23 protein-coding genes and 1 pseudogene are annotated in these 19947 nt (G+C 59.0%); 15 read left to right on the top strand and 9 right to left on the bottom strand.

The features are described 5' to 3' along the window. Positions 1–128: 128 nt before the first annotated feature. A complete protein-coding gene (locus tag AC0L15_RS27450) occupies positions 129–428 on the bottom strand; it encodes a DUF1236 domain-containing protein (protein ID WP_031256955.1) in 300 nt (99 codons plus the stop codon). A 325-nt stretch (positions 429–753) separates the two neighbouring features. Then, positions 754–1053 (bottom strand): DUF1236 domain-containing protein, encoded by a 300-nt coding sequence (locus AC0L15_RS27445; protein ID WP_287247207.1) that lies wholly within the window; start codon positions 1051–1053, stop codon positions 754–756. A 483-nt stretch (positions 1054–1536) separates the two neighbouring features. Here AC0L15_RS27445 and AC0L15_RS27440 point away from each other — a divergent pair, with 483 nt between their 5' ends. The 3 genes from AC0L15_RS27440 to AC0L15_RS27430 all read left to right on the top strand — a co-directional run bounded on the left by AC0L15_RS27440 (position 1537) and on the right by AC0L15_RS27430 (position 4098). Continuing rightward, entirely contained in the window at positions 1537–1728 is a 192-nt protein-coding gene (locus tag AC0L15_RS27440; protein WP_128246898.1) for a DUF3606 domain-containing protein, read from the top strand. Positions 1729–2020: 292 nt separating this feature from the next. Beyond that, on the top strand, positions 2021–3424 hold the full coding sequence (locus AC0L15_RS27435) for a sensor histidine kinase (RefSeq protein WP_287247205.1): 1404 nt from the start codon (positions 2021–2023) through the stop codon (positions 3422–3424). After that, a complete protein-coding gene (locus tag AC0L15_RS27430; protein ID WP_287247204.1) occupies positions 3424–4098 on the top strand; it encodes a LuxR C-terminal-related transcriptional regulator in 675 nt (224 codons plus the stop codon). Before AC0L15_RS27435 ends, AC0L15_RS27430 begins: the two co-directional genes overlap by 1 nt. Positions 4099–4132: 34 nt before the next feature. Here AC0L15_RS27430 and AC0L15_RS27425 read toward each other — a convergent pair whose 3' ends face one another. Together AC0L15_RS27425 and AC0L15_RS27420 are read right to left on the bottom strand one after the other, a co-directional pair. Then, on the bottom strand, positions 4133–4714 hold the full coding sequence (locus tag AC0L15_RS27425) for a hypothetical protein (protein ID WP_287247203.1): 582 nt from the start codon (positions 4712–4714) through the stop codon (positions 4133–4135). Between the two features lie 843 nt (positions 4715–5557). Beyond that, entirely contained in the window at positions 5558–6295 is a 738-nt protein-coding gene (locus AC0L15_RS27420) for a DUF1236 domain-containing protein (protein WP_473497676.1), read from the bottom strand. Positions 6296–6595: 300 nt separating this feature from the next. Between AC0L15_RS27420 and AC0L15_RS27415 the strand changes: the two genes are divergently transcribed. From AC0L15_RS27415 to AC0L15_RS27385, 7 genes are all read left to right on the top strand, one after another. Continuing rightward, entirely contained in the window at positions 6596–6898 is a 303-nt protein-coding gene (locus AC0L15_RS27415) for a DUF982 domain-containing protein (RefSeq protein ID WP_023803628.1), read from the top strand. Positions 6899–7429: 531 nt separating this feature from the next. Further along, positions 7430–7831 (top strand): c-type cytochrome, encoded by a 402-nt coding sequence (locus AC0L15_RS27410; protein ID WP_287247201.1) that lies wholly within the window; start codon positions 7430–7432, stop codon positions 7829–7831. 130 nt (positions 7832–7961) lie between these two features. Continuing rightward, positions 7962–8216, top strand: coding sequence for a hypothetical protein (locus AC0L15_RS27405; RefSeq protein ID WP_287247200.1), 255 nt, complete (start codon positions 7962–7964; stop codon positions 8214–8216). Positions 8217–8757: 541 nt separating this feature from the next. Beyond that, positions 8758–9231: a (2Fe-2S)-binding protein gene (locus AC0L15_RS27400; RefSeq protein ID WP_091600597.1), complete on the top strand. Its 474-nt coding sequence runs from the start codon at positions 8758–8760 to the stop codon at positions 9229–9231. Positions 9232–9242: 11 nt separating this feature from the next. Then, positions 9243–11489 carry a xanthine dehydrogenase family protein molybdopterin-binding subunit gene (locus AC0L15_RS27395; RefSeq protein ID WP_287247199.1) on the top strand — a complete coding sequence of 749 codons (2247 nt, stop codon included), beginning with the start codon at positions 9243–9245 and terminating at the stop codon, positions 11487–11489. A gap of 230 nt (positions 11490–11719) precedes the next feature. After that, on the top strand, positions 11720–12613 hold the full coding sequence (locus tag AC0L15_RS27390) for a LysR family transcriptional regulator (protein WP_287247198.1): 894 nt from the start codon (positions 11720–11722) through the stop codon (positions 12611–12613). 113 nt (positions 12614–12726) lie between these two features. Further along, positions 12727–13746, top strand: coding sequence for an SDR family oxidoreductase (locus AC0L15_RS27385; protein ID WP_287247197.1), 1020 nt, complete (start codon positions 12727–12729; stop codon positions 13744–13746). On the opposite strand, the gene AC0L15_RS27380 is transcribed toward AC0L15_RS27385, so the two are convergent. Beyond that, positions 13672–13974 carry a hypothetical protein gene (locus AC0L15_RS27380; protein ID WP_473497673.1) on the bottom strand — a complete coding sequence of 101 codons (303 nt, stop codon included), beginning with the start codon at positions 13972–13974 and terminating at the stop codon, positions 13672–13674. The genes AC0L15_RS27385 and AC0L15_RS27380 overlap by 75 nt on opposite strands. A gap of 5 nt (positions 13975–13979) precedes the next feature. On the opposite strand from AC0L15_RS27380, the gene AC0L15_RS27375 reads away from it, so the two are divergent. The 4 genes from AC0L15_RS27375 (at position 13980) to AC0L15_RS27360 (ending at position 15942) form a co-directional block, all read left to right on the top strand. After that, a complete protein-coding gene (locus AC0L15_RS27375; protein ID WP_473497671.1) occupies positions 13980–14363 on the top strand; it encodes a DUF6471 domain-containing protein in 384 nt (127 codons plus the stop codon). Positions 14364–14549: 186 nt separating this feature from the next. Continuing rightward, on the top strand, positions 14550–14846 hold the full coding sequence (locus AC0L15_RS27370; protein ID WP_473497669.1) for a hypothetical protein: 297 nt from the start codon (positions 14550–14552) through the stop codon (positions 14844–14846). A gap of 108 nt (positions 14847–14954) precedes the next feature. Beyond that, on the top strand, positions 14955–15122 hold the full coding sequence (locus AC0L15_RS27365; protein WP_287249128.1) for a hypothetical protein: 168 nt from the start codon (positions 14955–14957) through the stop codon (positions 15120–15122). 526 nt (positions 15123–15648) lie between these two features. Then, positions 15649–15942: a hypothetical protein gene (locus tag AC0L15_RS27360; RefSeq protein WP_128246820.1), complete on the top strand. Its 294-nt coding sequence runs from the start codon at positions 15649–15651 to the stop codon at positions 15940–15942. A 750-nt stretch (positions 15943–16692) separates the two neighbouring features. Here the strand turns inward: AC0L15_RS27360 and AC0L15_RS27355 are convergent. The 4 genes and pseudogenes from AC0L15_RS27355 to AC0L15_RS27340 all read right to left on the bottom strand — a co-directional run bounded on the left by AC0L15_RS27355 (position 16693) and on the right by AC0L15_RS27340 (position 18801). Next, positions 16693–17136 carry a hypothetical protein gene (locus AC0L15_RS27355; protein ID WP_128246819.1) on the bottom strand — a complete coding sequence of 148 codons (444 nt, stop codon included), beginning with the start codon at positions 17134–17136 and terminating at the stop codon, positions 16693–16695. Between the two features lie 99 nt (positions 17137–17235). Continuing rightward, on the bottom strand, positions 17236–17436 hold the full coding sequence (locus AC0L15_RS27350) for a hypothetical protein (RefSeq protein ID WP_287249127.1): 201 nt from the start codon (positions 17434–17436) through the stop codon (positions 17236–17238). Between the two features lie 165 nt (positions 17437–17601). After that, positions 17602–17718, bottom strand: a pseudogene (locus tag AC0L15_RS27345) (XRE family transcriptional regulator); the annotation flags it as partial. Between the two features lie 366 nt (positions 17719–18084). Next, positions 18085–18801 carry a hypothetical protein gene (locus tag AC0L15_RS27340; RefSeq protein WP_473497666.1) on the bottom strand — a complete coding sequence of 239 codons (717 nt, stop codon included), beginning with the start codon at positions 18799–18801 and terminating at the stop codon, positions 18085–18087. A 124-nt stretch (positions 18802–18925) separates the two neighbouring features. On the opposite strand from AC0L15_RS27340, the gene AC0L15_RS27335 reads away from it, so the two are divergent. Next, positions 18926–19947: tyrosine-type recombinase/integrase (locus tag AC0L15_RS27335; protein WP_473497665.1), on the top strand; the 1022-nt coding region annotated here is incomplete at its 3' end.

Here is a 19947-nt window from a genome sequence, read left to right as displayed (position 1 = left end):
AAGGGCCCGCGCGGCCTGGGCGGGGTAATCTAAAAGTCTGCTTATTGTTCGCTTTTTCACACTGCCCATCCAATAGGCGCCCGCCGCTCGTTTCCACGGGGGGGGCGTCTCCTCCCCTCGCGTTCAGGTCACTGAATGATCTTGACGATCTTGCGTGTGCCCGGATCAACAAGAACGGTGCGATTGTCAACGACGACGTAGCGATACTCGACGTCGGGAACCTCGTGAAGCTCGACCGTCTCGGGTATCGTTGAACCGATATTGAGTTCCACCCCAGGGAGTTCCACGGATGCGAGCGGCTGCTTTTTCACATATTCCCTGATCACGGTCTCCTGTTCAGGCGCGATGATCACGTCCTGAGCGGCAACAGCACCAACGCTGGCCAGCAGAAAAAGGCCCGCAGCTGCGGTGGAAAGATGCATTCTCATAACTGCCTCCTTTATGTCTGTGACTTGTAAGCCCATTTGCGCTGGACGGCATCAGCGCCTTGCTTACCCAAACTTGAGGCAGCCGCAAACGTTCCTTAGCTGGGCTTCGGTCCGATTCGGTAGGCCTTTGCGTAGGACCTAAGTCTGACGCGTCGCGCCCAAAGGACGATGCCGCGGGTTTCGGGGCGCACCGACTGCACGCTTCAATTGCTATGAACCATGGGCGCTATGAAACCGTAGGCGCTTTGAACCGTAGGCGACAGCGGAACGGCAAGACGGCCCGCCGAGTCCAAGCGGCGGGCGTCTCCTCCCCAGGCCATTTCAGTCAATCGATGATTTTAACGATCCTGCGTGTGCCTGGATCGACAAGAACGGTCCGATTGTCGACGACGACGTAGCGATATTGGACGTCGGGAACTTCATGGAGCTCGACCGTCTCGGGCAGCGCCGAGCCGATATTGAGCTCCACGCCAAGCAGGTTCACCGAGGCGAGCGGCTGCTTTTTCACATACTCCCTGATGACGGTCTCCTGTTCGGGCTGGATGATCACGTCCTGGGCAGCCACGGCGCCGACACTTGCCAGCAGCAGAAATCCTGCGGCTGCAGTGGAAAGATGCATTCCCATAAGTTTTTCCTTCGTGATGAGCTGTCTTGCGCTGGGACGCATCTTCGTCGCGCCAAGCTCACCTTCAACAACGAGACAGCTGCAAACGTTCCGCGGCTGGGCTTCGGTCCGACCAGAGACGCCGTGCCGATGGACCTAAGTCTGAACTGTCGTGCGCAAAGGGCGACGATGGCGTGTGGCCCGGAACCACGACTGCCAGCACTCGTTGCTCGCCGTGCGTCACGGGAGGAATCGATGGAGAATAGTGTTCACCAAGCCCGCTGGCTACTTGCACCGGTCTTCGCTGTCTCCATTGCCTTCCTGGCAATTGGAATAGTCGTCAGCTGATGAACGACCGACTTAACGATGTGGCTGATGGACGAAGATATCTGCGCAGTTAAGTCCCTTCCTGCGCCGATAAGGGACCACCCGCCATTCCTCGATTTGGCGGGTGGTCCCTCGTTTGCGTCCAATGTTCAAACGAGCTTTAGTGGGAAAACGGAAATGGACGACAACAACAAAGATCGATCGTTTCTCGACCGCGACCGCCTTTCGGTGGACCAGTATTACGAGGTGGAGCATTTCGCGCGAGAAAATGGCGTTTCGCCCAGCCAGGTCAGCAGGCTGATCAAAAAGAACGGCAACGATCGGGTGACCCTTACGCAAGCGGTGAGAGCATTGCGCGACCGGAAGTGAAAGCCGCCGCACCTTCCGCCGCGCCGCGCTGCCAGGGGCGATCGGTGCCGGCAGCACGTGGTTGAGGAGTCATATTTGCTGCCTCGCTCAACCATGGCAGTGGCGCTTGCGCAAAAAACCGCAAGGTTGCGGTTTTCGTCCAGCCCGCAAGCCCTAAGTTCCCTTGTTATTGATCGGTGCAGATCAAAGATGGCGTCATTTAGCGTCGTTCGACGACAGATTGGCTGGTTCTCTCGAATCGTGCCGCTGGCGCGACGCGCCGCCGACCGGGCCGGTGGGGATATGGGGAGATATGGCGCCATACAGACCGACAAGATTGCTCGATCGGTGGAATGCACTGTCGCTGGCCACTCAGTTTCTGCTCGCCGGCGGGCTGTTCTCGCTGTCGGCGATGATCGTGGTGGGAATGTCCGTGACAAGCCAGATTGAAGCCGCGGTCACCCGGAACTCGGCCGCCTCTACCGCTCTTTACGTCGACAGCGTCATCGCGCCGCTGCTTCCCGACATGCGCAGGAGCGAGATGCTGGACGAGAGCGTTGCGCACGCGCTGGATGAAACGCTGGGACAAGGCGCGCTCGGCAAAAGGCTCGAATCGTTCAAGCTATGGCGCCGCGATGGCACCATCCTCTATTCGAGCAATAAGAATTTGGCCGGGAAGCGCTTTCCACTCAGCGACAATCTCCGGGCCGCATTCGCCGGCGACATCGTTGCTGAATTGGACAGGCACTATGACAACCAGGCTGAGAGGGACAGCGGCCTGCATCTTCTTGAAATCTATAATCCGATGCTTCAGCCATGGTCGGGCGAAGTCGTGGCTGTTTTGGAATTCGACGAGATCGCCACCGATTTTGAGAAGGATCTCCGGCAGGCACTGGTTCGGACCTGGTTCGATGTCGCAGCCGTCACCGCGGTTTTTTTCCTCGGTCTTTCGGTGATCGTTTTTCGTGGCAGCCGCACGATTCGTTCGCAGAGCCGCTCCTTGAAGCAGCGCATTGCCGAACTTTCCGTCCTGGTTGCTCAAAACAGAATGTTGAGGCTGCGGGTGCAGCGTGCTTCGCAGCGCGCCACGGCACTTAACGAGCGTTACCTCAGGCGGATCGGCGCGGACCTGCACGACGGGCCGGCGCAACTGGTTGCCCTCGCTGCGCTAGGGATTGACAGCCCCGTGCTAGCCGATCCTGCCACGCCGGCTGCGGCGCGCGCGCGCGAATTGCAGGTGGTCAAAGCGAATCTGGACGATGCGATGCGAGAAATCAGGAATGTCAGCAAGGGTCTTATGCTGCCGCATGTCGAGAATGCCGAGTTGACGGAAATCCTCGAGCTTGCCGTGCGAGCGCACGAAGAGCGGACCGGCGTCAAAGTGATGCTGTCCATGACCGGGAAACACACCCCCTTATCGCCAGCGGCCAAGATCTGCATCTTTCGCTTCATTCAGGAGGCGCTGAACAACGGCTTCCACCATGCCGGGGGTGCCGGTCAATCGGTCGCGAAACATTTCGACGGGGAGCGCGTTTCTATCGAGGTTTCCGACACCGGCCCAGGTTTCGACCCGAAGATCATCCATCCTGAACGGCTGGGGCTCATCGGGATGCGTGAGCGGGTAGAAAGCCTCGGCGGCCAATTTGATGTAACATCTTCACAGGATGGCACGGTGGTGAAAATGGTTCTCAACACAGTCGAAATAGGACAGGCGTGATGGCAGCGGCCATAAAGCTCGCCATTGTGGACGACCATCCGCTGTTCAGGGAAGGTGTTGTGCGCACCCTCGAGCAGATCGGCGGGTTCGAGATCGTTGCCCAAGGCAGCAGCAGAGATGACGCCTTGCGGATATCGGAAGACCAGCAACTCGATATTCTGCTGATGGACATCTCGGTGCCTGGAGGGGGCCTCAGCGCGATCGAGCCGGCTCTGGAGCGGCACCCGGATTTGAAAATCGTGATGCTGACCGTTTCGGAGGAAAACCAGCACGTCATGACCGCCTTGCAGAGCGGGGCAAGAGGCTACGTCCTGAAGGGTGTCGGGTCGAGAACCCTGGCCGCCATACTGCGCACGGTGGCGATGGGCGAGCGGTATGTTTGCCCGCAATTGTCGGCGCGCGTGTTGGTCGACTTGTCGAGCCAATCAACCGCGATCGAGAAACCCGACGTGCTGGCCGAACTCACCAGTCGCGAAAGAGAGATCCTGACGCTCGTTGCCGCGGGATTGAGCAACAAGCGGATCGGTCTTCAGCTGAAGCTGCACGAGAAAACCATAAAGCATCACATGACGCGGATTCTGGCCAAGCTCAATGTGAGCAACCGCACCGAAGCCGCGATGACATTGCGCGACGCGACCGAGCATCAGCATCCGCCTGTCCGCGATCCTGCATGAAGCAAGACAGCCTTGCGGCCTGTGGAACGCGCCATCACTCGATCATCCGGAGCAGTCTTGCCCGATCGGATTTCTTTGCCTGCCGCCGAATGATGGTGCGGCCCATGGCATCGCGCATCTCGTAATGGCCGCCGTCGATGCGCTCGCTCAGCCCGTTGGAATGCACCACACCCACGCTTGCCCCGCGCACCTCGATCCGGTCTCCAGTGGTCACGTTGATATACGTCTTGGGCTTGTTGCCAGGATTTAGCGCGGTAGCCGGATTTGTCGGGGGAGTGACGTTCAGTGCTTTTGTTTCGTTCGCATTGCCGTTCGGGTCCGTGGCCTGTGGGGCTGCGGCATTTCCAGGGTCTGTGGCATTTCCAGGAGCGTTTCCAGAGTTGCCGGGGCTTTCAGTGTCTCCTGAGTTGCCGGAGCCAGTGTTGCCGGAGCCTGAGTTGCCGGAGCCAGAGTTGCCGGAGCCGGAGTTGCCGGAGCCGGAGTTGCCGGAATCAGAGTTGCCGGAGTCTGAGTTCCCAGCGTTCCCAGAGTTCCCTTGTGCCCAGGCGGCCTGTGGGCTTAGCGTCAGGGACAGGCCGTCCTGTGCCACACGGTAGGGGCTGACGACGAGAACCAAGGCCGATGCGCTCAGGCGGATGGCGACGCGAAGCCCTCGAAGAGATTTGAGACTGCGCTGCGATTGAGGCCGGGCAGGCCGCGCACAGGCGAGAACTCTTGTCTCACAATGCTTCGGGCGCTGCGGCCGTATTGCGTCTGTGATCAATGAATTTGCCAATAGCACGCCAGAATATCCTTTTACCGTCACGCCCTATGTTGCATCTCTGCCTATTTCGAATTCGCCCAAGTCAATCCTTCGCCCTAGCCAATCTTCTGAACTGCACCGATTTATCAGGCTTTCGCCATCATCGGGCTGTGTCAAGACCCACCAGTCTCGAGGGGGAGAACCGGTGGGTCTCGCTGGCGCAGGAAGGGACTCATGACTGCGCGAGTGCATTGCCTTCATCGGTGGACCTCATCAGCCGATGAAAAGCCCAACGGCTGCAACCCCGAACGCCAGGCCACATATCGGAAAAAGCAGCCAACGTGCCTGGTGAATGCTGGGGTCCATTGCAGCCTCCTGTCACGGTGTCGGGATCGCAACGACGCCAGCAGGAGCTCGGTTCCTACAAACTCCCCCATTTCAGGCTTTTGCCATAGGGGTCCCGGACCAAAGCACTGCCTGGGCCAGCCCATGGTCGGCAAGCGGCCAGACCGAAGTCCTAGCTCAGGCCTTTTGAGCAGGGAGGACGCCGTCCAGATGTAATCCAGGTGGGAAGCGGCTGAAGAAACCTCGACACGCAGAAAGCCTGTCAGTTTGAACAGGCGTAATAGCCGTGCCTTTGGTGGCAGAGACTGGTCCATCCAAACGAGGGGTCCGCCGTGGGGGCAGCGGACCCCTCGTTTAGCCCGAACTAGGGCGTCAGGCCAGAATAAGGACGATCTTGAATGTATCCGGGTCGACGATGACGATACGGCCATCGGCCAACACGAAATACTGGTACTCTTCGTAAGCCGGGACGATCTCGATGATTCGCCGTGGCAGAGGACGCAGCTCAACCCTCTGCCGCGGAACCTCGACACCCACTGAGATGTCAAAATCGACGTCGGCAACCGGTTCGACCTTTTCCTCCTTGAGGATCTGGGTGATTTCCGTTTTCTGTTCAACGGTCACATTGCTGATCGCGCCGGTCTCCGTCTCATCCTGTGACTGAGTAGTGCCCTGGGTCTGCTGCTCTGTGGTGGTACCGGCCTCGCCCTGAGTCTGCTGCTCGGTCTGGGTCTTGGCCTTGTCCTGCGCCTGTTGCTCGGTCGTGGCGCCAGCCTCGCCTTGGGTCTGCTGCTCGGTCTGGGTCTTGGCCTTGTCCTGCGCCTGTTGCTCGGTTGTGGCGCCAGCCTCGCCTTGAGTCTGCTGCTCGGTGGTTACGCCGGCTTTACCCTGGGCTTGCTCGTCGGTCTGCATCTTCGCCTTGCCTTGAGCCTGCTCCTTGGTGGTGGCGCCGGCCTTACCCTGTTCGGCCATCGCACCTTCCGGGCAACCGGCCGAGCCGGCCGGGCAGTCGGTGCCGGACTGGCTTTGGGCCGGCTGCTGTTCCTGAGCGAATGCTGCGCCACAGCCAACGCCTATGGCCAGCATACTGGTGATCAGAACTTTTTTCACGAGACGTCTCCTTCGAAAAGTCTGTCCCTTCATGGGGAAAACCACCTCTGGAATGTTTTGTTCCAGGCGAATTGACCGGGCGCGGAAGCCGCGTCCAGGCGCGCCGGACTGAGCCGCTGCAAACCACAGCTGAGGACGGTCTGCACGCCATCGCTCCCGATGAAACCGAACTCGAGGTTTGCTTCAGTCCCGAATTGGCCGTTCCTTGACAGCAAAAAGTGCGCTTCACATATTTTCCGCGGCCGTCGCTCACGGCTCTCGTGGAAGCTCAAACACTCGTTCAGTTGAATGGAGGTTGTAATGAACGACAGGACTTTCGACCGGCCTGTTTTCGTCAGGAAAGGGGAGTTCATGGTGGAGGAAATCGAATGCTTGGCCGATGCTTTCGAGTTCCTGCAGGAATGGCCGAACAATCGCAGAGGGCCAATCTTTGACACGGCGTTTCGCGCCTGCCAGCGCGCCTATGATGGCCAGGTTCCCATTTCCGTTGCACGCGAGGCTTTCGCCGGCTTCGCGAGATCGGCCAAAATACTCGAGGACGTCTCTGCAGCTATGCCCTGGATGACGGCACAGAAAACCGGTCGCGGTGGCGTGACGGCGTAACCGATGTAGCTGCCTAAAGCGCGTCGCGTTGGAATGGACCCATGCGACGCATGCGGCGCGCTTAGGGTTTTTGAAGTTATGCGCGCCGTATTGCAAAACCGCTGCGCACCCTCGGTTCCACCCCAAGGACGTGCTTTTGCGCGACATGCATCAGCGGAAAGATGGCCGGCGCCGCAGGGAGCGGGGGAGGTGGGGTTGCCTAGGTTGGCGCCGGCCAGGCGGCGTTGGGGTTCGCCACGAAGGAAGCGTAGCAAAGTTTGCCAGATCGGTTATGGCGTGATCGCGGAAGTTCGCCGGGCCTGACTATGCCTCCGGGGATTTCCCTTCCAACGTTGTTTGTTCGAGGGGCATTACCTGCGCGCGATCGCCGATTTGGAGCGGCGTGCTCGCGGATCGGAACTGCGTACTTAGAAATCGCACTTCTGGGCTTAAGCAACGAACGCCAGCTAATCCGGCTTTGGCACAGAGGTTATCGTCGCCAGATAGAAGCCTGAGCAAATCGAAGTCGGATCATCTCTTTCATTAGGCTTTTTGGCCGTCCAATTCGGGAACAATTCGCCTGAAAAGAATTCTGCTCTGCGTCGCGTCCTCTGCCTTGGCCCTTCTGTCGGTATCTGTCCCTGCCTTTGCGGAGGGAGATGCTGCGCGGGGCAAAGGGCGTTTCAACGCTGCTTAGGCTGTCATTCAACCGCCGACCAGAAAAAAGCCGGCCCCGGCCTCGGCGGTATTGTCGGACGGCCGGCCGGATCTATGGAGGGGTACCGTTATTCGAAAGCCCTGAAGTCGTCCGGATTGGTATGGGACGAGGCAACGCTGGACCGGTTTCTAGCGGCGCCCGGCGAGGTTGTTCCGAAAACGACGATGACGATGGCCGTGTCCAAGCCTGAGGACCGACAGAATATTGTCGCATACCTGAAGTCCTTGTCGCAGTAGACTCGAATTTGCATCCCGGAATGCGGGCATCGTTTTCGAACCCGCCCGCCGCCATGCGCCGGCCTCCAACCCTGAGCACGTGCAGTCTCTGCGACCTGCGGCAACGGACCCGCTTTGCTCCGACGACGCATTGGACAACGACACTCGTATTCGCCTTCAACAGTCCGGGAAGAAGTGGGCTTGCCAAGTCCCCAAGTGGATGATGATTGCGTTGTTCTTAGCAGTCGCAGGGTTGGTTGCGGCCGTCGTGCTCTACCCCAGCGAGTTTCTGGTTGTTCTGACTGTCCTTTATCTCGCCTACATTCCGATCAGCTGGATCAGTTTCCGTCATGATGGGAAAATTCACGACCGAATCGATGTCGAAACCGCTCAGGTAGTGGAATGACATCTGGAAGCCTTGATGGCTGTCCAGTTCTCGGCTCGGGCAGGCAGCAACTACCTCGCGGCAACCGCCGCCTCCCACCTATGGCGACCTTCCAAACATCTGCAACGATTAGGGCCGCGCCACTCTTCCCCGATCTGTGAGGGGACAGTCTCGGGCGGGTACCAAGCGTCGGATTCAATCCACTCTAGCAGGGTTTATGCACAGCGCTGAACGTTTGGCGGCCTGAGGTGTTGATCTTTCGAAGCGGAAGCAACAGTCCTTTTCAGGGCCGTTCGCCGCAACTGGCGCATCTACTGCTATTCGATCCCAGTGAACGGCAATGCCGGCGCTGACCGCGCAAACGCGGACGTGCCTCGCCTGTGTGACGCATTCAGAAACCACGTTTCTAAGGTCATGCAAATTGCGCAGTCTAATCCAGAATCGCCCGGCGAGCTAGCTTTAGCGCTAGCCACCAGATTGCCAATGTCTCAGTCGGCCGGGAAGCTCCAGGCCGCTTTGGGAAGCCTATTCGGGTGGAGCAACCCAGGAGAACCTACCGGCCATGATCTCATTGAATATCAACGGGCGAGAGCACGAGGTTGACGTTGACCCCGAAACTCCGATCCTTTGGGTCCTGCGTGACACGCTAGGAATGAGCGGCACCAAATTCGGCTGCGGCGCAGCGCTCTGTGGCGCCTGTACGGTGCATCTGGATGGCGAGGCAATCCGCTCGTGCAGCACACCGGTTTCCGCCGTTGAAAGCGGCAAGATCACCACGATTGAAAAGACAACCGACGGCACCGACCGTGTCGGCGCGGCTGTCCACGCTGCATGGGTCAGGCACGACGTGGCACAATGCGGCTACTGTCAGAGCGGCCAGATCATGAGCGCGACGGCCTTGCTCGCGTCGCTGTCGCCCGGAGCGCAGCCGACCGCCGAAGAGATCGACTCCGCCATGGCCGGAAACATCTGCCGCTGTGGAACCTATGCCCGTATCCGCGCCGCTATAGCCGACGCCGCCAGCACCCTCGTCTGAAGGAGACGCATATGTTCCCCAACATGGATCACAAAGAGCTGCCGCGTGCGCTGCAGTACATCATGGAACGGGGCCGTTCAACGACGGTCCAGGCGATGCCACGCCGCAGCTTTCTCAAGCTGACGGGGACCCTCGGCCTGGCTGTCGGCATTTTCCCTGATTTGGCAGTCGCGCAGTCGTCCGACGCCGATGAGGCGGCAGCCAGTCTGAAGCCGACCGAGCAGCCCTCTGCATTTGTCTACATCGCGCCCAATGGAGAGGTTACGGTCACAATCAACCGGCTGGAGTTCGGTCAAGGCGTCCAAACGGCATTGCCCATGATCCTTGCCGAAGAACTCGATGCGGACTGGAACTTGGTGCGCAGCCAACTCGGCACCAATGACATGGCCTATGTCGATCCGCTCTTCGGCATGCACCTTACTGGCGGTTCGAACACAATCAAGAACAGCTTTACGCAGTATCGCGAACTGGGTGCTCGTGTTCGCGCCATGCTGCTGGCGGCTGCGACGACCCGCTGGAATGTGGAGGCGTCCACTCTGCGAACTGAGGCCGGCGCGGTTCTGGCCTCCGATGGCCGCAAGCTTGGTTATGGAGAGCTTGCCGAGGCGGCCATGGCCTTGCCAGTGCCGCAGAAGATTGCGCTGAAGGATCCCAAGGATTTCCGCATCATCGGCCAGCCCACCCGGCGTTTGGACGCTCAAGCCAAGAGCAGCGGCCAACAGAGTTTTGGCATCGACTTCAAGCTGCCGGGACAGTTGACGGCCGTGGTGGCTCGTCCTCCGGTCTTCGGAGCCAAGATAGCCACCCTGGACGACAGCGCAGCCCGCGCCCTCAAGGGCGTGAAGGCCGTCCTGCGCGTGCCGCTGGATCGCGGTGCCGAGGGCGTGGCCGTCGTGGCCGACGGATATTGGCAGGCGTCTCAGGGCCGCGATGCCCTTAAGGTGGAGTGGGACACATCTGCCGTCGAAAAGGTCGATAGCGAACGGCAACTCGCGCATTATCGCGAGATGGCCACTCGCCCCGGCCCGCGCCAGTTCGATTCCGACATGGTGCCATTGGAAACGGCGCCGCTGAAGCTGGAAGCTGAGTTCGTGTTCCCGTATCTCGCTCACGCGGCGATGGAACCGCTGAACTGCACGGTACGGCTTGCCGATGGTCGTGCCGAGATCTGGATGGGAAGCCAAAGTGCCGGACCCGATGCCGCCGCTGCCGCAGCCGCGCTCGGCCTCAAGCCGGAACAGGTCGTGCTTAACGTGCAGATGTCGGGCGGCGGCTTCGGTCGGCGCTTTTCCAGCACCTCCGACATCGTGGTCGAGGCCTGCGAAATAGCCAAGGCCGCCAGGTCGGCGGGGCTGAATGCACCGATCCGTACGCTTTGGAGCCGCGAGGACGATATGAGGGGCGGCTACTACCGTCCATTGCACCTGCACCGCGCCCGCATCGGCTTTGACGATCAAGGCAAGGTGCTGGCCTGGGATCACAGCATCGTCGGCCAGTCGATACTTACCGGAACCGTGTTCGAGCAGTTCATGGTGAAGAATGGCATCGACGCCGCCACGACGGAGGGCATGCGGGCTCCCTATCCGCTTCCAATGCGGCTGACCGTGCATCATCCCAAGGACAACGTGCCGGTTCTGTGGTGGCGCAGCGTCGGCTCCACCCATACGGCTTATGTGATGGAGACCCTGCTCGACGATATAGCGCGTGCAACCGGCCAAGACCCTGTAGCCTACCGCATGCAGCTCTTCGGCGATCAGCACATCCGCCATCGTGACGCATTGCAACTGGCCGTTGACAAGAGCGGGTATGGCAAGACGCAATTGTCCGAGGGGCGGGCCTGGGGTGTGGCGGTGCACGAGTCCTTCAGCTCAGTGGTCGCTTACGTGGTGGAAGCCTCTGTTGCCGATGGACAGCCTAAACTGCATCGGGTCACGGCCGGGGTTCACTGCAATCTGGCCGTCAACCCTCTGACCGTGGAGGCGCAGGTACAGGGCGCGGCGATCATGGGCTTGTCGATGTGCTTGGCAGGCTCTGCAATTACGCTCAAGGACGGCGTCGTCGAGCAGAGCAACTTCAGTGACTATACGGTGGCGCGCATCACGGACGTGCCGGAATTCGACATCCACATCGTCCCTAGCGCCGAACCGCCCACGGGCATGGGCGAGCCCGGCTTGCCACCATTGGCGCCGGCATTTGCCAACGCAATAGCACGGCTCACGGGAAAACCGCTGCGTCAATTGCCGTTCAATCTGACGTAGCCGTTTTTACGCCAGACCGCTTCTGCTCGCTGCTTGCTGTTCCGGCAGCGAGCAAGGCAGATAACGCCTTGTCGGCGCTCGGCTGCCATCGAGGCGTTCGGAATCCGCGCAGTACCAGGCAGTCCTGATGCTGACTCGTGCCGTCGGGGCTGCGCGGAGCATAAATATGACGAGACAGGCATGCTGATTATCCGCCATAATCCTCATGGATACAGAAATGAGGTTTATAGGTGAGAAAAGGCGACTTCAGCGAATGGGCTGTGTTTATCGCGGTTGCCGAGGAGGGGAGTTTTACACGCGCGGCCGCGAAGCTCGGCCTCTCCCAATCCGCGCTCAGCTATGCGGTGCGCATGCTCGAACAACGGATCAGTGTGCGGTTGATCTCGCGAACGACGCGCAGCCTGTCGCTGACCGAGGCAGGCGAAAGGCTGCTTATCAGCCTGCGCCCGGCATTCGACCATATCGACAGTGAAATTGCTGCGCTCACGGCGCTTCGCGACAAGCCTGCAGGCACGATCCGCATCACCACGTTCCGGCATGCCGCCCAAACTGTCCTGTGGCCCGTATTGTCGAAACTGCTGCAGAATTATCCCGACATCACGGTTGAGGTCCATGTCGATGAAGGTCTCACCGACATTGTCGCAGAGCGCTTCGACGCCGGTATTCGCATGGGCGAACACGTGCAAAAGGACATGGTTGCGGTCCGGATTAGCCCCGACGTCAGGATGGCAGTCGTGGGATCCCCGGCCTACTTTGCCAATCGTCCCGCCCCGCAGACACCCCGCGAGTTGAGCGAACACCGATGCGCAAGCTATCGCCAGAACTCCGGGGGCGGCCTTTATGCCTGGGAGTTCGAACAGGACGGTGTCGAACTTGAGGTCCGGGTCAATGGACCGGTTATTTTCAACGACAACGAGATGCTCTTGCATGCCGCGGTCGATGGCTTGTGTTTGGTGTACACGTTCGAAAACCAGATATCCCAGCATGTTGCGGACGGTCGCCTGGTCCGGGTGCTGGAAGACTGGTGCCCGCCATATTCTGGATACCACCTCTATTATCCAAGCCGGCGGCAGCATACTGCCGCCTTCACGCTTCTGGTCGACGCTCTCCGATACAGGGAATAACGGGCGGACCGACCATTTAGCAATGCGATTTCTAACTTCATGCCGATTATGCCGTCTAATCGGCCGGCGCGCCATCACCTAAACTTCCTGTTCATCGAAAACAGGAGTTGGATATGAGCAAAGTCTGGTTCATCACCGGGGCTGGCAGCGGCATCGGCGCCGCAACCGCCAGGGCTGCACTGGGAGCAGGTGATCGGGTGGTCGCCACCGGCCGCAATCCCGACAAGATAAGGAACGCCCTGCGTGGTGTCGCCAGCGACAGACTTGCGGTCGTCCAGTTGGACGTGGCCGATGCAATTCAGGCCAAGGCGGCCGTCGACAAGGCGATGGAGGCGTTCGGCCGCATCGACGTTCTGGTCAACAATGCCGGTTACAGCCTGCTCGGCAATTTCGAAGAGTTGACCACCGCTGAAATCGATGGGCTGATTTCGACCAATCTGCACGGCGTGGTTCACGTCATGCGTGCGGTCATTCCGGTCATGCGCAAGCGGCGCTCAGGACACATTATCAACGTCAGTTCGCTCGCCGGAATCATCGGCTTCAAGCATTGCGGAGCCTATAGCGCCGCCAAGTTCGCCGTCGAAGGCCTTTCGCAGTCGGTGGCTCAGGAAGTCGCTCAATTCGGCATCAGGGTCACAGCCGTCGCGCCGGGCTTCTTCCGCACCGACCTCCTCGATGATCAGAACGCCAGGTACGGCAGCAGCACCATCGACGACTATGCTGCAGAAGGCAGCGCCAAAGCCATGTGGTCCGGCTACAACGGCAAGCAGCAGGGTGACCCCGCCAAACTTGGCGACGCCCTTGTGAAAATCGCCGGCATGGACAATCCGCCAAAGCAGTTCCTGGCCGGTAGCGACGCCGTTACGGCGAAGTGCAAAGCGCAACACGAACAACATCACCTGGACCAATCTGACAGAGCAGGGCGAGGACACCCAGGGCAGCCATACGAGAAGTTGGGGCTGGGATCATCCGACTGTGCTGCAGAGCAACCGTGTGGTCAGTTTTACGAGCAGCAGGAGCGCGCTCGTTTCGATGCTCCTGCAGTCGTTCCCAAAGTACTAATCAGGGTGGCTCGCCGACCAGCCGTTGCAATGGCCGATTTCGTGGCGAAGGACAGCCTTCGGCGTAGCTAGCCCAAAGGTCTTGTCGATCACAATCACGGTGTAGGTTGTCTTGCCGGTGATCGCTGAGCACCCGCGCTGGGTAAAGGATGACCTCGTCGCAACCTTGTATTCGGCAAACAGCTTTGCGCAAGCCGCGACGACCTTCTTCTGAGGCAGATAACGCACGGTCAACTGGCCGGTATAGGCGTGATCGAAGCGGGCGGGCGGGTTCCACTCGGCATCGTTCTTCCCGGCCATGGCCAATGAGGGCTGAGGAAAAGAACCACAAGGAGGAAAAAGCGCCGAGACATATCACATCCGATGATGTTGCACATCGGATGTGGGACTTTGAATCAGCAGATGCAAGGGGGTACATCATCATTTGCGATGTTTTTCGCAGGATGATGATGTCCGACGATGTTTCCCCCACCGCGTTCTATGAGGAAAAAGCAAAAAACATTCTGAAGGGCGAGTTGAAACGCCGGGGCATAACCTATGCGCTGCTCGCCGAGAAATTGAATGAACGAGGGGCGCACGAGAGCGAGCGCAATCTGGCCAACAAGATAAGCCGGGGCAGCTTCACCGCCGCGTTCTTCATGATGTGCATGGACGTGATCGGCGTCCGGCAAATCAGCCTAGAAGTTTAGGACAGGCCCAACGGGCCATGCTCTTCATCGGCGTCGCACTGCTTGTCTGGGTGGCTGGTTGAGGGTTGGTTGTGTCGTTCCCCGACAGCCGCCTTTCCTTACCACGCCGTTGAGGTGGCCGGATCTGGTCAAAATTTCACATTAGAAACTTGGAACATAAGTGAGGCAGAGAACATTGTTGACGCCATGGACAAGAACGATGGCGACAATCTTCCTGAGGGGTTTCCGGGCAACCTGCCCGAGGATCCAGTGATCCTAGCCGATATCACGAAAAGAATTTCGAGAGAGATCGACGGTAAAATTGGGCCGGACGGTTTGGCGGTCACGGAGGCCAGGCGGGATCGCAATCTGGTTGAGGAATGGGAAGAAGCTGACCCCGCCATCGACAGCCAGCCGCCCGTGGTTCCGTTGTTTCTGGTTCTGTATGCGCTCTTTATGTTGGGCTTGGCAGGGTACGCCCTCGCTAGTTGGTATCTTCCATAGCGCGCTTTGAGTTTCCGTTGCGCCAGCCTCTGGCAATAAGCCGAGCGATGTCACGCGCTTGGGAACAAGCGCTAGATAGCGAAGTTACCAACGTAAGGAGTTTCTCCTATGGCTGACGAACAGGACAGAACGTCGAACAACCCTGAAGTCGTCGTTCGACGGTTGGTAAAAGAAACCGGCATTACTGAAGAACAGGCCCGAGAGCTTATCTTTTTCCTCGGGCTCCATTGGGCATCGCTGCTCCGGGAAGCAAAGGCCCTCGCTGCCAAGCGGTAGGCGGGCTTTTCCACCAACTTCCGAATAGACTCTTCTGCCCGATCTCGTACAATAAACCGTCGCCTGCTTTCGAACGGCACAGGGGCGATTGAAAGTGTCGATCGCTTTCGCCCTAACGCAAAAGGGAGTTGGCCCGATGCCTTTCACAGGAATAGCTGACCCGGAACAGCTCAGCATTCTTCGCCAAGCTTTGGACGAGTATTGCCTCACTCGTGGGATTTCGGACGAGCAAGGCCGTGACGACGCCGCGTGGCTAGTCATGTTGCTATTTAGAAATGGCGCGAACAGCCTGGAGGCACTCAGGGCAGGGCTGGGGTCCGAAGAGCGTCGCCGAGCTTAGGCGTCACGGATTTTCGCTGTCGCGGCGCTCTAGCCTTGCGACGGTCCCAATGATTCCCTTCGCAAGTGCTTCGCCCTCGTGGATAGGGCGTACTACAAGTTTTAGGCGCAGTGCTTTCTTCGCTCGGCAGCCACCATCTTGCTCAGCAACTTGGAACATAAGTGGGGCAGAAACATTGTTGGCGCCATGGACAAGAACGATGGCGACAATCTTCCTGAGTGGTTTCCGGGCAACCTGCCCGAGGATCCAGTGATCCTAGCCGATATCACGAAAAGAATTTCGAGAGAGATCGAGGGTAAAATCGGGCCGGACGGTTTCGCGGTCACGGAGGCGTGGCGGGATCGCAATCTGGTTGAGGAATGGGAAGAAGCTGACGCCGTCCTAGACAGCCAGCCGCCCGTGCTTCCGTTCCTGGTTCTGTATGTGCTCTCAATGTTGGGCTTGGCATGGTACGCCCTCGCTGGCAGGTATTTTCTATAGCGCCTGAGTTTCCGTTACGCACGGCGAAGGTGTGCACGTCGCAGCCCGAGCTTTGAGTAGCGAGAGCGAGAGTCAATGGGCGGCCCAGCAGTCAGTTGGAGTTGGGCGGGTGGCCGCTGGGCCTGACCGGCGAGGGGGCGTCTGCGGGACGGTCGCCGGCTACTTCTACGATAGGCGGCTAAATGCATCATTTGTAATTTAGTAAAATGGTCACGGTTCCGTTCCCCTGGCTGTCAAATCGGATGAGCCTAGAGTCAATTTGATGCCTAAAAGAGTGAGTGCCGGCGCTGGCACAAGGGGCCGCCAGGACGCGCGAGGTGCTTCGGCGGTGTAGGACAGCGGCCAGCGGGAACGCACGCTGGCGAGGCTCTGTACGGCACGGAAAAACCACGTCGCCCGTGGGCCTGTCCCACAGTGGGTCATTTGCTGCTGGCACCGCAATTGCATGGTCAGCATCGGGGCGAGTGGGGGGCCCCGCCGCTTCGCAAATGGAGCGGCGGGGCTTTTTGCATTTCAGCCATCACCGCAAGTTCGAGCGGCCCGACAGCCACTATTGGGGGTGACCAACAGCCGGCCTCCGGGCCTAACCAGCAAACGGGGTAGGTTCGCCGGCTGGGAAGACTGTAGGCCGCTCAAGCATCGCTGCTAACTTAGCAAAACGGCTGTGTTCGGTTCCTCTAGCCCTCAAATCGGATGAGCCTAGACTCGGTTCCATGAGTGGGTGTCGGGCAGGCTTGTTCAACGCTTTAGTCAGAACGCGCATTTCTTGTATTTAAAGGCACCAACCATCGCATCAAAGCGCTCAAAGTGGGTTGCGTCGATGATGCGGAATGACCATGAAAAGTTCCGGGATACAACAGCGTCCGCACAGGTTAATAGGGCGGAGAAGCGGTCGTTCTCCTCGTTGACTTGCGAGATCGTGCAGGCGCCCCCAACCGGGCCCTTTCCCTTGTTGCCGGTAATGATGAAACCGTGCTCGGACGCATAGGTACGGTCCTTGAAGCGGACTTTCCCCTGGATCTTCTCGAACACCCTCGTGCAGTCGGTGCGTTCCCCGACCCATACGCCTTGCAAAACCTCAAGAGCATCGGCCCATGCTACGGATGCGCTAGCGGCGAAAAGTGCCGATCCCAGGAGCAGTGCTGCCTTCGAACGATTGGACTGCCATCTCAGTGCTGCTATGACGAGGTGCATCAGGAAATCTCCAAAGCCGTGTCAGTTGATGCCCCTCCAACCGCAAAAGCGGAAGTCACTAGAAAGCTTTTACCGGCAGAATGTTGAACGACTAGGCCACTAGCTTTGGTTCGATGCAAGCTTCCTCCGAATTGCGCTAATGGCATTGACGATCGCCTCCGCTGCCTGGCGGTCAAGCGCAACATCCAGGCGGCCTTCTGTCGTCTGGATTGAGAGGATTCCGAGATTGCCGATCTTGTCCGTGACCGTTCCGACATGAATCTCTGTCGGCACATAAGGCGGCTTTTCCAAAGGACCCATCGCTTACCTCCTGGTAGCGGTGTGCTGCTGGAGATCTCTCCTTTGACAACTCCCAAGGGCAGCATCGCGCCGATCTGGCGCAAAGGCAAGCCAGAGCAATCCGCATAAAGGGTTATCGCATAAAAGTGTAGTTTCAAGTGCAAGGGCGCGCTGACGATTTCCGCGTTATTTCTTCCTCAACCTCACCCCGGCGCCGCCGCCATTCTCGGGGATGAACTCGACCCCGGCGGATTCGAGGGCTGCCTGAAGGTCAAGCAGAGTGCGGTCATACGGCGCCCGCTGCCTCACGGTGGCGGGCTATTTGACCAAGGCGGGGTGTCTTTAGAATTTTCGTTGCGGTCTAGTGTCGATCGACCGGGCGATCTTGTTCAATTCCTCCAAGTCCTCGCGGAAAGGTACCGGCGGAGGATCCCCCGGCTTCCACCCTTTCATTCGCAGTTGCATTTGGTCCCACATTGGCTGGAGCAACTAGTTCAGCGGGAAGCCTTTTGAAATTGCTGGCAACAAGCCAGCGTTGTTACTCCGCTGGCCGTTGGCATCGTAGGCAATGTGCGCACCTCCGCCTCCGGCGAATTTCCATGCGTAAACCGCCTCAGGCCCGACAGTTGCGGACTCTTTCGCGCTGATCTCTCGGTTGATGTGGTTAAATCACGCGCAAAGACGATCCGCAGCAACTTCTTTCGTGCGAGCCTTGGCAGACTGCCTCGCCATCATCTGCATAATTGCGTGCGGCGGGAAATGTTGGGCACCGCTCCCAAGAGCGAGCGCAAAATTGTTTACTCGGTCGCTGAGGTTGAAATTCATCACCCGAAACCTGGTGTGGCCTCCGGTGTCCACCGGCGAGTTCTTGTCTTTGACCCGCATTCGCATTTCATCTCGCGATGTGATCGCGTGCAACCTGGGTTTCCCGTCCACGAAGCCCGCGTAGCCGAAAGTGTGGCCAGCAGCATGGCTATCCAAACGTTGCTCCTCAGCAGCAGCAGCAATCTCCAACAAGGTCTGATTTAATGTCCGGTTGGCACCACGTAAAACGCGCTCGATCCACTCACTGACCTCGAACGGCTTTCGGCCCGACCTGGCGCCAGCGCCAGCGTAAGTGATGAAACCTTGACCGTCGGACGTCTCAAGGCTGCACAGCTTGGTAGCTAGAAGGCCATGCGCGTCGGGCGCACCGCTTAAGCGCCGGTCAGCTGCGACGAACGCCAATCGTCGAGTGACGAAAGCAAACGCGAAAGTCACTCGTTGCCTCAGATGTAGCCCGGAATGTAGCCCAGAGCGAGTTGCCTGCGAAATTGCAGAGTTCAGATTGGTATCTAAGTGCTTGAAAATGTTGGCTCCCCGGGCCGGATACATTTCAATATCCATTGTAACCCATAGCGACCACCCCGCACCGCATAAGCCGTTGAATACCAACATTCCTCTTGCCCATATCGTCTATGTTGGTTACCTATAGCGCACACCCAAATAGCGGGGAAAAAGCGGGGAAGACATGGGCAAGCATACGAGAAACGTTCTGACGGTGAAGGCCATCGCGGCCAGCAAGTCAGTCAAGCTGCGCGACGGTGGCGGGCTGTGGCTCGTCACCAAGGGGAATGGTCGATACTGGATCTTTGATTATCGCTTCGCAGGCAAGCGGCGTGAGTTGGGGCTGGGGCCGCTGCACAGTGTTGGCCTGGCAGACGCTCGCCAGAAGGCTGAGGCTGCTCGCGCGCTGGTGCGGCAGGGCATCGATCCAATCGAGCACAGACACGGTGTAGAGGCGATCGAGGCGGCTAAGGCCAAGGCTGAGGTAAAGACGTTCGGGCCATACGCGGACGACTTCATTGCCGCGGCGGTCAAGGCTGGACGGTGGCGCGGCGCCAAGACTGAGGCGGGATGGCGAAACACCATGACCGTTCATGCAGGGCCGATCCGCGAAACCGCTATAGCCGAGATTGGCGTGCCACATGTCTTGTCCGTCCTTCGACCGCTGTGGGGTGTAAAGCAGGAAACTGCTGAAAAGCTGCGCGAGCGCATTGAGCGCGTGCTTGACTCAGCGAAGGTTGAGGGCTTGAGAACGGGCGAAAATCCGGCCGTATGGAAGGGCAATCTGGAGCATGTACTCCACAAGCCGGACGCTCTGACCAACACCAACAATCACCCTGCGCTGCCGTACAGTCGCGTTGCTTCGTTCGTCAAGAAACTGCGTGGCGTCGGTGGCATGGGTGCGAGAGCGCTCGAATTCACAATCCTGAATGCGGCCAGAAGCGGAGAGACGCGTGGCGCCTCGTGGCCAGAAATAGACTTGGATGAAGCGCTTTGGGTGATCCCGGCCAAAAGAATGAAGGAAGGCAAAGAACATCGTGTTGCGTTGTCAAAAGCCGCGGTGAGATTGCTTAAGGCGACACCACGATTTGAAGGCACCGATCTTATCTTTCCTGCCGTGCGCGGCGGAAAACTATCTGACATGACGTTGGCCGCGGTAATTAAGAGGATGCATGCTTCGGAGCTTGAAGCGGGGCGGGCAGGGTG

This window comes from Mesorhizobium sp. WSM4846 (genome assembly GCF_055811415.1).
This window is presented reverse-complemented; position numbering and strand designations above follow the sequence as displayed.

What these genes read in the sequence shown, in the direction of transcription:
- AC0L15_RS27440 (WP_128246898.1), top strand. Translation starts at nt 1,537, where the DNA reads ATGGACGACAACAACAAAGATCGATCGTTTCTCGACCGCGACCGCCTT.
- AC0L15_RS27355 (WP_128246819.1), bottom strand. Translation starts at nt 17,136, where the DNA reads ATGCACCTCGTCATAGCAGCACTGAGATGGCAGTCCAATCGTTCGAAG.
- AC0L15_RS27340 (WP_473497666.1), bottom strand. Translation starts at nt 18,801, where the DNA reads ATGGATATTGAAATGTATCCGGCCCGGGGAGCCAACATTTTCAAGCAC.
- AC0L15_RS27370 (WP_473497669.1), top strand. Translation starts at nt 14,550, where the DNA reads ATGGACAAGAACGATGGCGACAATCTTCCTGAGGGGTTTCCGGGCAAC.
- AC0L15_RS27385 (WP_287247197.1), top strand. Translation starts at nt 12,727, where the DNA reads ATGAGCAAAGTCTGGTTCATCACCGGGGCTGGCAGCGGCATCGGCGCC.
- AC0L15_RS27380 (WP_473497673.1), bottom strand. Translation starts at nt 13,974, where the DNA reads ATGGCCGGGAAGAACGATGCCGAGTGGAACCCGCCCGCCCGCTTCGAT.
- AC0L15_RS27450 (WP_031256955.1), bottom strand. Translation starts at nt 428, where the DNA reads ATGAGAATGCATCTTTCCACCGCAGCTGCGGGCCTTTTTCTGCTGGCC.
- AC0L15_RS27360 (WP_128246820.1), top strand. Translation starts at nt 15,649, where the DNA reads ATGGACAAGAACGATGGCGACAATCTTCCTGAGTGGTTTCCGGGCAAC.
- AC0L15_RS27400 (WP_091600597.1), top strand. Translation starts at nt 8,758, where the DNA reads ATGATCTCATTGAATATCAACGGGCGAGAGCACGAGGTTGACGTTGAC.
- AC0L15_RS27365 (WP_287249128.1), top strand. Translation starts at nt 14,955, where the DNA reads ATGGCTGACGAACAGGACAGAACGTCGAACAACCCTGAAGTCGTCGTT.
- AC0L15_RS27435 (WP_287247205.1), top strand. Translation starts at nt 2,021, where the DNA reads ATGGCGCCATACAGACCGACAAGATTGCTCGATCGGTGGAATGCACTG.
- AC0L15_RS27415 (WP_023803628.1), top strand. Translation starts at nt 6,596, where the DNA reads ATGAACGACAGGACTTTCGACCGGCCTGTTTTCGTCAGGAAAGGGGAG.
- AC0L15_RS27395 (WP_287247199.1), top strand. Translation starts at nt 9,243, where the DNA reads ATGTTCCCCAACATGGATCACAAAGAGCTGCCGCGTGCGCTGCAGTAC.
- AC0L15_RS27375 (WP_473497671.1), top strand. Translation starts at nt 13,980, where the DNA reads ATGAGGGCTGAGGAAAAGAACCACAAGGAGGAAAAAGCGCCGAGACAT.
- AC0L15_RS27350 (WP_287249127.1), bottom strand. Translation starts at nt 17,436, where the DNA reads ATGGGTCCTTTGGAAAAGCCGCCTTATGTGCCGACAGAGATTCATGTC.
- AC0L15_RS27445 (WP_287247207.1), bottom strand. Translation starts at nt 1,053, where the DNA reads ATGGGAATGCATCTTTCCACTGCAGCCGCAGGATTTCTGCTGCTGGCA.
- AC0L15_RS27430 (WP_287247204.1), top strand. Translation starts at nt 3,424, where the DNA reads ATGGCAGCGGCCATAAAGCTCGCCATTGTGGACGACCATCCGCTGTTC.